This window comes from Ancylobacter sp. VNQ12, from assembly GCF_049445835.1.
Taxonomy (GTDB): Bacteria; Pseudomonadota; Alphaproteobacteria; order Rhizobiales; family Xanthobacteraceae; genus Ancylobacter.
Genome location: NZ_JBMSDU010000024.1, coordinates 44,580 through 54,571, shown reverse-complemented (window position 1 = coordinate 54,571; position 9,992 = coordinate 44,580). Strand labels below are relative to the sequence as shown.

9 protein-coding genes are annotated in these 9,992 nt (G+C 66.8%); 5 read left to right on the top strand and 4 right to left on the bottom strand.

Annotated features, from left to right (window positions below; translation table 11 throughout):
• Together ACO2RV_RS22060 and ACO2RV_RS22055 are read right to left on the bottom strand one after the other, a co-directional pair.
• A partial coding sequence (locus ACO2RV_RS22060; RefSeq protein ID WP_423296390.1) for an electron transfer flavoprotein subunit beta/FixA family protein occupies positions 1–739 on the bottom strand: 739 nt, incomplete at its 3' end.
• Between the two features lie 27 nt (positions 740–766).
• Entirely contained in the window at positions 767–2,806 is a 2,040-nt protein-coding gene (locus tag ACO2RV_RS22055; RefSeq protein ID WP_423296389.1) for an NAD(P)-binding protein, read from the bottom strand.
• 129 nt (positions 2,807–2,935) lie between these two features.
• On the opposite strand from ACO2RV_RS22055, the gene ACO2RV_RS22050 reads away from it, so the two are divergent.
• A complete protein-coding gene (locus tag ACO2RV_RS22050) occupies positions 2,936–3,742 on the top strand; it encodes a pyrroline-5-carboxylate reductase family protein (RefSeq protein ID WP_423296388.1) in 807 nt (268 codons plus the stop codon).
• Here the strand turns inward: ACO2RV_RS22050 and ACO2RV_RS22045 are convergent.
• Together ACO2RV_RS22045 and ACO2RV_RS22040 are read right to left on the bottom strand one after the other, a co-directional pair.
• Positions 3,719–4,735, bottom strand: coding sequence for an Ldh family oxidoreductase (locus ACO2RV_RS22045; RefSeq protein ID WP_423296387.1), 1,017 nt, complete (start codon positions 4,733–4,735; stop codon positions 3,719–3,721). The genes ACO2RV_RS22050 and ACO2RV_RS22045 overlap by 24 nt on opposite strands.
• A 1-nt stretch (position 4,736) precedes the next feature.
• Complete coding sequence (locus ACO2RV_RS22040) at positions 4,737–6,722, bottom strand: FAD-dependent oxidoreductase (protein WP_423296386.1); 1,986 nt, start codon at positions 6,720–6,722, stop codon at positions 4,737–4,739.
• A 302-nt stretch (positions 6,723–7,024) separates the two neighbouring features.
• On the opposite strand from ACO2RV_RS22040, the gene ACO2RV_RS22035 reads away from it, so the two are divergent.
• The 4 genes from ACO2RV_RS22035 to ACO2RV_RS22020 are packed head-to-tail and all read left to right on the top strand — an operon-like array spanning position 7,025 to position 9,988.
• Positions 7,025–7,819 carry an amino acid ABC transporter ATP-binding protein gene (locus ACO2RV_RS22035; protein WP_423296385.1) on the top strand — a complete coding sequence of 265 codons (795 nt, stop codon included), beginning with the start codon at positions 7,025–7,027 and terminating at the stop codon, positions 7,817–7,819.
• Entirely contained in the window at positions 7,816–8,460 is a 645-nt protein-coding gene (locus tag ACO2RV_RS22030; RefSeq protein WP_423296384.1) for an amino acid ABC transporter permease, read from the top strand. The genes ACO2RV_RS22035 and ACO2RV_RS22030 overlap by 4 nt, the downstream gene beginning before the upstream one ends.
• The gene (locus ACO2RV_RS22025; protein WP_423296383.1) at positions 8,457–9,113 is read left to right on the top strand and encodes an amino acid ABC transporter permease; all 657 of its coding nucleotides are present in this window, start codon (positions 8,457–8,459) and stop codon (positions 9,111–9,113) included. The genes ACO2RV_RS22030 and ACO2RV_RS22025 overlap by 4 nt, the downstream gene beginning before the upstream one ends.
• A 38-nt stretch (positions 9,114–9,151) precedes the next feature.
• Positions 9,152–9,988, top strand: a complete 837-nt coding sequence (locus ACO2RV_RS22020) for a substrate-binding periplasmic protein (RefSeq protein ID WP_423296382.1) — start codon at positions 9,152–9,154, stop codon at positions 9,986–9,988.
• The last annotated feature ends 4 nt before the right edge of the window (positions 9,989–9,992 follow it).

Here is a 9,992-nt window from a genome sequence, read left to right as displayed (position 1 = left end):
CCGCCGTCTTGAGATGGGCCACCAGTTCGGCGGCGGAGGAAACCTTGATGCCGGCCGTGCGGCCCGCCGGCTCGGTGGTGGAGATCACCTCCAGATGCGGCGTGAGGTCGACGCCGAGATCGGCGGCCGACTTCTCCTCGATCGGCTTCTTCTTCGCCTTCATGATGTTGGGCAGCGAGGCGTAGCGCGGCTCGTTCAGCCGAAGATCCGTGGTCAGCACCGCCGGCAGCGCCAGCTCCAGCGTCTGCAGCCCGCCATCGATCTCGCGGGTGACGGCGAGGCTGCCCTCACCGGCCTTCACTTTCGAGGCGAAAGTCGCCTGCGGCCAGCCCAAAAGCGCCGCGAGCATCTGGCCGGTCTGGTTGCAGTCGTCGTCGATCGCCTGCTTGCCGAGGATCACGAGGCCCGGCTGTTCCTGCGCCACCAAGGCTTTCAGGATCTTCGCCACGGTGAGCGGCTCGACACCCGCCTCGTCCGTCTTCACCCAGATGCCGCGATCCGCACCCATCGCCAGCGCCGTGCGGATGGTCTCGTCCGTCTTCACCGGCCCGACCGATACCGCGATCACCTCGGAAGCCTCCCCCCCCTCCTTCAGCCGCAGTGCCTCTTCAACCGCGATCTCGTCAAACGGGTTCATCGACATCTTGATGTTCGACAGCTCAACGCCCGAACCGTCCGAACGCACACGGATCTTCACGTTGTAATCGACAACCCGCTTAACGGGCACCAGGATCTTCATCGGTTTCTTCCTTCGGCCGGAACGGGCTCAGAGGTCCTTCACCAGACGCAGCGCGTCATAGATCGCGGCATGGGTGTTGCGCGCAGCCACCGCATCGCCGATGCGGAACAGCTGGAACATGCCGTCCGGGTTGTCGTCGCGGGTCTGCGGGCGTCCCTCGATCAGCGCGTCGTAATCGACCGCGCCGCGGTTCGACGACAGCGGCTTCAGCTCGAAATACAGATCGTCCAGCGGCAGCGTGCCGTGATTGACCACGATCTGGTCGACGATGCGCTCCTGCCACACTCCGCCATAATCCGAGCCGATGAGGGCCCTGATCGCATTGCCCGCGCGCTCGGCGGATTCGAGCCGCCATGTCACGGTGAAGACGGCGTCGAACTTCTGCAGTGCGCGCATATAGGGCACGAGGTTCATGCCCATGACTTCCGGCGCGAAGACCCGGTCCGGCGTCATGATCTCGACCTTGCCGCCGGCCTGGGCGATCACCTCCGCCGCCTGAAGGCCGACATTGTCGCCGGCATCGTCGAACACCAGCACGTTGCGGCCCGGCTTCACGTCGCCCGAGATGATGTCCCAGGCGGACACCACGAGTTCGTTGCCGGTGGTGAGCACGTCGGTGTTCGGCAGGCCGCCGGTGGCGAGGATCACCACGTCGGGTTTTTCCGCCAGCACGGTGTCGGCTTCAGCCCAGCTATTGAAGTTGAGCGTAACGCCGGCCGCCTCGCACTGGGCGACGCGCCAGTCGATGATGCCGATCATCTCGCGGCGGCGCTTGCTCTGCGCGGTCAGCCGCACCTGTCCGCCAGCCTGCGGCGCGGCCTCGAACAGCACGACCTCATGGCCACGCGCGGCGCCAACGCGGGCCGCTTCCAGACCGCCCGGTCCCGCGCCGACGATGACGATCTTGCGGCGCTTGTCGGCCGGTGGGATTTCGTGCGGCATGGTGGTCTCACGGCCGGTCGCACCATTGTGGATGCAGAAGGCGGCACCGCCCTGATAAATGCGGTCGAGGCAGTAATTGGCACCAACGCAGGGGCGGATGTCGTCTTCCCGCCCGGCCAGGATCTTGCGCACGATGTGCGGATCGGTGAGGTGAGCGCGGGTCATGCCGACCATGTCGACCTTGCCAGAGGCGATGGCATGGCGGGCGGTCGGCACATCGGGAATGCGCGCCGCGTGGAAGGTCGGCCAGCGCGTCTCGGCGCGGATCTCGCCGGCGAAATCGAGATGCGGCGCGCTCGGCATGCCCTGGATCGGGATGACGTCGGTCAGCGCCGAATCGGTGTCGATATGGCCACGGATGATGTTGAGGAAGTCGACCATGCCGCTCGCCTTCAGTCGGCGCGAGACTTCCATGCCTTCCTCGCGGCCCATGCCATCCAGCATGTCCACCTCGTCGGCAGTGTAGCGCACGCCGACGATGAACTCGGCGCCGACCCGATCGCGGATCGCCTTCAGCATGTCGAAGGTGAAGCGCAGCCGGTTGTCGAGCGAGCCGCCATAGGGAGCGCCGAGATCATTGGTCGACGGAGACCAGAACTGCTGCGCCAGATGGCCATAGGCCTCGATCTCAATGCCATCCAATCCCGCTGCCTTCATGCGTTCGGCCGCATCGGCGAAGTCCTTGATGACGCGCTCGATGTCCCAATCCTCGATGCGCTTGGGAAAAGCGCGGTGCGCCGGCTCGCGGGCATGCGAGGGCGCGATGACCGGGAGCCAGTCGCCCTTGTCCCAGCGCGTACGGCGGCCGAGATGGGTGATCTGGATCATCACCGCCGTACCCTGCTCGTGGCAGGCGTCGGCGAGGTCGCGCATCCACGGCACCACTTCGTCCTTGTAGACCAGCACATTGCCGAAGGAGGGTGGGCTGTCCTTCGACACCGAGGCGGAGCCGGCGGTCATGGTCAGTGCGATGCCGCCCTTCGCCCGCTCCACATGATAGGCGCGGTAGCGCTCCTTCGGCATGCCGTCTTCGGCATAGGCAGGCTCATGCGACGTCGTCATGATGCGGTTGCGGAGCGTCAGATGCTTGAGCTGGAAGGGCTGCAGCAGAGGATCGTTCGACATGTCGGCCTGCGTCGCGGGGGAGATTGAGAACGAGCTTAGCTCTGTGTACACCTATGTCAATATTTCAAACATAAGCGTACATTTCATTGGTCAACGTCCGCCATGACGGGCAATGGTTGGGAGGCGCGCATGGCATGCACGACGCGGCGGATCGGCATTATCGGCGGTAGCGGCTGGCTCGGCGCGGCCTTTGCCCAGGCCATGCTCGACACGCGGTTCATCGCCGCGAGCCAGCTCACTCTGTCCAGCCGTACGGGCAGCGGTGGCATCGCCGGTGCGTCCTGGACGCGCGACAACCAGCGGCTTGTGAACCGTTCGGACGTCGTCCTCCTCTCCGTACGGCCGGAACAGTTCGGCGATGTCGTCATCGACGCGCGGGGCAAGCTGGTCATTTCCGTCATGGCCGGCGTGTCGCTGACGACGCTGGCGCGGCACACGGGCGCAGACCGACTGGTGCGGGCCATGCCTAACGCGGCGGCGACGATCGGCGCATGCTACACGCCCTGGTGCGCGACGCCCGCCGTCTCGGAGGCGGACAGGGCGCTGGTGCAGGGGCTGTTCGAGACCTGCGGACAGGCTGACGCGGTGCCCTCGGAAGCCGACATCGATTATTTCTGCGGCCTCACCGGCTCCGGCGCCGGCTTCCCCGCACTGCTGGCGAGCGCGATGATTTCCCACGCCGAAGCGCGGGGCCTGCCGCCGGCACTGATCCGCCGCGCCGTGCTGAGCGTCGTCACGGGCGCGAGCCGGCTGCTGGTCGATACCGATCCCGCGCAGATGATGCAGGCGCTGATCGACTATCGCGGCACCACGGCTGCGGCGCTGCAGGCCATGATCGATCGCGGGTTCGAAGGCGCCGTGCATGCGGGCCTCGACGCAGCCGACGCGCGCGCGACCGAGATGGCGCGGTCGTCAGCCAGGCGGCTCGATCCCTGAGAGCTGGGCAATACGCGCCAGCACGTCAGCGCGCAGACGGATACTCCGCGTAACATCGGTCGCCCGCTCGTCCCGCTTGCCGCGACCGGGCACGTGAACACCGAGACCCGCCAGCCGCTCCAGCTGGTGCCCGAGCCTTGCCGCCAGGCCGGCCGCATGACCGCGAGGCGCGATGGCGAGCACGAACTGGCCGACACCCGGCGAGCGATCTCCCGTTACAAAGCTCGGCGCGTCGAGCGACCAGTTCGCCCCGGTCAACCCGGCGGCGAGGATCTCGACCATCAGCGCGATATTGGCGCCGCGCGCGCCGCCGAAGGTTAGGAGGTGGCCCGCGAGGGCCGCCGCCGGGTCGGTCGTCGGCGCGCCAGCGGCATCCACCGCCCAGCCCTCGGCAATCGGCTCGCCGCGCGAGGCGGCCGCGCGGATATTGACGAAGGCGGTGGCGCTGGATGCCTGGTCGATCAGTAGCGCCGGACCTTCCTCGCCCGGTGCGGCAAAGGCGAACGGGTTGGTGCAGTAGACCGCGCGGGCGACGCCGGGCGGGCTCATCAGCGGCGAGCCATTGGTGGCTACCAGCGCCACCAGCCCCTTTTCCGCAAGGCGCAGGGCATAGTCGCCGAGTTCGCCCGTGGTGAAGCTGTTGCTCACGGCAAGGCTGGCGACACCCAGTTCAGAAGCGCGGGCGCACAGTGCCTCGAAGGCGACATCGAAGCCGAGTTGGGCGATGCCGCCTTTCACATCCACCTCGATCAGCGCCGGCGCAGGCGACGACACCACCGGCGCGGCGCGCCCGTCGATGCGTCCCGCCTTCAGGGATTCGACATAGTCCGTCAGATGCGCGAAGCCGACCGAGGCACGTCCGCGCAGCTCCGCGGCAACGGTCGCCTCGGCGAGCGAGCGCGCCATCGCCGGATGGGCGCCGACAGCCTCCAGCGCCCGCCGTGCGAAATCGCGGGCTACGTCGGGAGCGAGGTCGAGCATGTCGTCGGCCATGTCAGATCCCCAACGCGGCCTTGCGTCCCTCGAAAATGGCGTAAGGCGCCTGGCGGGGCGCGGCGCCATCGCCGATCTCGATGAACTCGACATCCGCCTCGCGCAGTTCGTGGGCGAGCCAGTCCGCGGCGACATTGGTCGTTGCCGTTACTAGGGTGTCGGCAGCGATGTGCTGGCGGCTGCCGTCGAGATGGGAGATGACGGTGGCGCCGTCGCCGTGCCATTCGAGAATGCTGGATTCGAGCACGAATTTCACGCCTAGCCGCGCCAATGTCCGGCGCAGCGGACCATCGGCAGCGGTGCGCTGCAATTCGCGCCCGACCATCGGGTCGGGCGTGACCAGCGTCACCTCATGCCCCTCCTCGGCGAGCTTCCACGCCGTGCCGCAGCCACGCCAGCCGCCGGCCTCGTCCAGCAGCAGCACCCGCTTGCCCGGCCGGGCCTGCCGCGCCATCACCGCCTCGATGGAATAGGCGTTGCCGCGGTCCCAGCCGGGCATGGTCTCGATATGCGGGAAAGCCTTCTGGAAGCCGGTGTCGGGCGGCACCGAGCCGGTGGCGAGAACGACGACATCGGCCTGTTCGGCGGTGACATCGCCAGCTTCCACATAGGTGTTGAGCCGCACCTCCACCTGCAGCTTGGTCAGTTGGCGCTCATACCAGTCGATCAGGTCGGTGATCTGCGCCCGGCGCGGCTGGAGACCGGCGAGGCGGAAATTGCCGCCGAGTTTGTCGGAAGCTTCCGCCAGCACCACCCGGTGGCCACGCTCGGCGGCCGCGCGGGCGGCTTCCAACCCGGCTGGACCGCCGCCGACGACCAGTACCTTGCGCGGGCGGGCGGCGGGAGTGAAGCGGTCGCCGCCCCATTCGAATTCACGGCCGGCGGACGGGTTCACGACGCAGCTGATCCAGTAGTCGCGCGAGCGCCGCCCCCAGCACATCTGGTTGCACGAAAGACAACCGCGAATGTCCTCCGGCCGGCCCTCGGCCGCCTTGTTGACGAGATGGGGATCGGCGATCTGCCCGCGCACGATGGAGACGAGGTCGGCGGCGCCCTCCCCCAGCACCGTCTCCGCATTGTCGGGCGTGCGGATATGGCTCTCGGCGGTGACCAGGGCGTGGCGCACGACCTTCTTCAACTCACGCGCCAGGTCGACGCCGAGCTTCTCCGGGTACTGGAAGGTCGGGATGATCTTGTAGAAATCGAAGTAGGAGCCGCTGCCGCAGGTCACATAGTCCATCAGTTGTGCGTCATCGTGCAGCTTGATGATCTCGGCGAGGTCGCGTCGTTGCAGGGCGACCTCGACATCCGGCTCGTCATTGACGGCAAGGCCGATGATGAAGTCCTCGCCGCACAAGGCGCGGATGCGTGTCATCACCTCGCGCGACATCCGGGTGCGGTTCTCCAGCGAGCCGCCCCATTTGTCCTCCCGCCGGTTCGACCACGGCGTCCAGAACTGGTCGATCATGCCGTGATAGGCGGCCCACACCTCGACGCCATCGAAGCCGGCGTCCTGCGCGCGGCGGGCGGCCTGAACAAAGCCGTCAATGGTCTCTTCGATCTCGTCCTCGCCCATGGCGTGCGAGCCGTCGCTGTCGTGGTAGCTCGGCTTGCCCGAGGGTGACCAGTGCGGATGGTAGGACAGGTCGGAATCGCCGTGGCTGCCGACATGGTAGAGCTGCTGGATGGCGACGGCACCATGCCCCTTGATGGCGGCGGTGATCGCCTTGAACGGCTCGACAATACTGTCGTCCGAAGGGCGGAAATTGCCGCGCGTCAGCACGGCTGCCGGATGCACTGGCACCGGTTCGACGACGATCATCGCCGCACCGCCACGCGCGCGCTCCTCGTAATAGCCGACATGGCGCGGCCCCGGCAGGCCGTCCTCCGCCATGTTCGCGGTATGCGCCCCGAAAACCACTCTGTTCCGCAGCGTTCTGCCGCGAAGTCGGATTGGTGCAAGCATCTTGGGGAAGCTACTCGCCATCGTGAACCGTCCCTCTGTTCGTCACGGCGTCCAACGCTCCGACGACACTCCGGCGTGTCATCGGGACGGGGCTATACATTGGTGTCAAGTTTATAAACTGTCACGTACATTTTGCGCTTGCGTGGCATTCTAAAGTTCGCTTAGCGTGGAGTGCTTGCCGCCTGGACGGGCACGCCCGCGATAGAGGCAGCCACCAACAAATGCTGCCCGGCCGGGACGCGGGGCAGGCATTTCGCGAGGCGCGATTCATGCTGACACGTCTTCGTCCGTCGCACGAAGCAGCGTTGAAACCGGGAGAGCCGATGAGCCTCAAATCCTCTTCGATCGCCGTCGAAGGTGTCGCGCCGAAGGAGCCGCTGCTGCGGCTCAATGGGGTGGGCAAGACGTTCGGCACCCATGTCGTGCTCGAAAACATCGACCTGAGCCTCGCCCCAGGCGAGGTTGTCGCGATCATCGGCCCCTCGGGTTCCGGCAAGTCGACACTGCTACGCTGCATCAACCAGCTCGAGCCGCCGACCAGCGGGCGGGTGACGATCCACAACACCACCATCGAGTCCGGTCACACGCCGACCCGGCGCGAGCTGATGGCGCTGCGCCGCTCCATCGGCATGGTGTTCCAGTCCTTCAACCTGTTCCCGCACCTCACCGTGCTGCGCAATGTCAGCCTGGCGCAGGAGCGGGTGATGAACCGGACGCGGGCGGAGGCCGACGCCGTCTCCATGCAGCTGCTTTCGCGCGTCGGCCTCGCCGACAAGGCGCAGCAATTTCCGAGCCGCTGCTCGGGCGGTCAGCAGCAGCGCATCGCCATTGCCCGCGCGCTGGCGCTGGATCCGGAAATCATGCTGTTCGACGAGCCGACCTCGGCGCTCGACCCCGAACTCGGCCTCGAAGTGCTGGCGGTCATGCGCGAACTGGCGGAAGGCGGCATGACGATGATCGTGGTGACGCACGAAATGCACTTCGCCGAGGACGTCTCCGATCGCGTCATCATCATGGCCGACGGCAAGATCGTCGAGCAGGGTCCCAGCCGCGACGTCATGCGCAATCCGAAGACTGAGCGCGCCCAGCGCTTCCTGCACGCGGTGAAAGACCGATGACGCAGGAAATCCTCCTCAACATCGCCATCGGCGTTCCCTGGACCATCGCACTCACGGCCATCTCGCTCATCGTCGGGATGCTGCTCGGCATCCCGCTCTGCGCCATGCGCCTGTCGAAACTCGGCGTGGTCCGGGCGGTCGCCAACACACTCATCCTGACGCTGCGGGCCATTCCGCCGATCGTCTGGCTGTTCGTGATCTTCTTCGGTCTCGATAACGGCTTCGTCTCGCTCACCCCGTTCCAGGCCGCCGCGATCGGCCTCGGGCTGATCACCGCCGCCAACATGGCCGAGATCTATCGCGGCGCGATGTCGGCCATCCATCCGGGGCAGTGGGAAGCAACGCATGCGCTCGGCATGTCAACCTGGCACCGGTTCTACGACGTCATCGCGCCGCAGCTCTTTCGCGTCGCGCTGCCTTCCGCGGCGAGCTACGCCATCGGCCTGCTGAAGGACTCGGCCATCGCCTCGACCATCGGCGTGCATGAGATCGCCTTCCAGGCCTCGCACGTCTCCCAGCGCACCTTCCGTGGGCTGGACGTCTATGCGGTCGCCGGCCTGCTCTACATCCTGCTCAGCCTGCCGATCGCCTGGGCCTCGCGCTGGGCCGACCTGCATCTGCGTTCGAGGGTTGCGCGATGAGCGATCTGTTCGACTTCTGGGCCGAGCACCTGCCGGCCATGCTGGACGGCCTCCTGGTCAGCGTGCAGGTCACCGGCGTGTCGCTGGCCATCGGCGTCCCGCTCGGCCTCGTGCTCGCGCTCATGGTGCAGTCGAAGTCGCGGCCGCTGCGGGGCATCGCGCTGACCGTGGTCGAGGTCGGGCGCGGCGCGCCGGCTCTGATCCTGCTGCAGTTCACCTATTTCGGACTGCCCAATGCCGGCCTGTCGCTCGACAGCTTCGCCTCGGCGGTGATCGCCCTGTCCTGGTGCACCGGCGCCTACACCAGCGAGATCATCCGCGCCGGCCTCGAGGCGGTGCCGCACGGCCAGAAGGAGGCGGCGGAGGCCATCGGCCTCAACCATGTCGACGCACTGCGTTATGTGATCCTCCCGCAGGCCCTGCGGGTTTCCGTGCCGGCGCTGCTGGGCTTCGCGATCCTGATGCTGCAGGCCTCCTCGCTGTGCTTCGCCATCGCACTGCCCGAGCTGGTGAGCCAAGCCTATCTGATCGGCTCCACCACCTTCCGCTACATGCCGATCCTGTTCCTTGCAGGGGTGCTCTACGCCGCTATCTGCATACCCGCGACCATCGCAGTCAGCGCTCTCGAGCGCAAACTGGGTGCCCATGCCTGAACCGCGTTCCGAAAACATTTTCCAGAGGGATAACAGGAATGACGACTCTACGCATACGCAGCCTCGTCGGGCTGGCCGCCCTGACCGTCGCCTTCACGGCCACAGCCGCCACCGCCCAGACCTGCACGCCGGCGCACAAGTTCCCCACGGTCGCCGAAGGCAAGCTGACCATCGCGATCTATGAATATCCGCCCTTCTCCACCGCGAGCTCGGACGGCAAGATCGGCGGCGTCGACAGCGAGATCGCCAAGAAGTTCGCCGCCGCCAACTGCCTGACCCTGGTGCCGGCGATCGTCGACCCGGCGGCCACCATCCAGTACGTTCTGTCCGGCAAGGCCGATCTCGCCGGCGGCGACTGGTACCGCACGGCCGAGCGCGCCAAGGTGCTCGGCCTGTCCTGGCCGACCTATCTCGACCAGATGGGCATCTATTCCAAGGCCGGCTACTCCAAGATCAAGGACCTGGAGGGCAAGAAGGTCGGCACCGTGTCGGGCTTCCTGTGGGTCGCCGAGCTGCAGAAGCTGCTGGGTTCCAACCTGAAGCTCTACCAGAACCCCGTCGCCCTCGCGCAGGACCTCGAAGCCGGCCGCGTCGATGTCGGCGTCGACAGCTTCGGCACTGGCGCTTACGCGCAGGCGAAGGGCGGCTATCCCGGCATCAAGATCAAGGTGGCCGAGCCCGACCCGCGCGTGCAGGCCTCGATCCAGGCGGCTCAGGCCAACCTGCTCTACACCAAGGCCAATACCGAGCTTGGCAAGGCGCTCGACGACGCTATCCAGCAGATGCACAAGAGCGGCGACCTCAAGGCCATCCTGAAGGCCAACGGCCTCGATCCGTCGGGCTCCGACGTCGGCGAGCCCCGCGTGGTGAACTGACATA

Bases quoted from the DNA above. Each gene is read 5' to 3' on its own strand.
- ACO2RV_RS22045 (WP_423296387.1), bottom strand. From the start codon at position 4,735: ATGGCCGACGACATGCTCGACCTCGCTCCCGACGTAGCCCGCGATTTC.
- ACO2RV_RS22035 (WP_423296385.1), top strand. From the start codon at position 7,025: ATGAGCCTCAAATCCTCTTCGATCGCCGTCGAAGGTGTCGCGCCGAAG.
- ACO2RV_RS22020 (WP_423296382.1), top strand. From the start codon at position 9,152: ATGACGACTCTACGCATACGCAGCCTCGTCGGGCTGGCCGCCCTGACC.
- ACO2RV_RS22025 (WP_423296383.1), top strand. From the start codon at position 8,457: ATGAGCGATCTGTTCGACTTCTGGGCCGAGCACCTGCCGGCCATGCTG.
- ACO2RV_RS22050 (WP_423296388.1), top strand. From the start codon at position 2,936: ATGGCATGCACGACGCGGCGGATCGGCATTATCGGCGGTAGCGGCTGG.
- ACO2RV_RS22040 (WP_423296386.1), bottom strand. From the start codon at position 6,722: ATGGCGAGTAGCTTCCCCAAGATGCTTGCACCAATCCGACTTCGCGGC.
- ACO2RV_RS22055 (WP_423296389.1), bottom strand. From the start codon at position 2,806: ATGTCGAACGATCCTCTGCTGCAGCCCTTCCAGCTCAAGCATCTGACG.
- ACO2RV_RS22030 (WP_423296384.1), top strand. From the start codon at position 7,816: ATGACGCAGGAAATCCTCCTCAACATCGCCATCGGCGTTCCCTGGACC.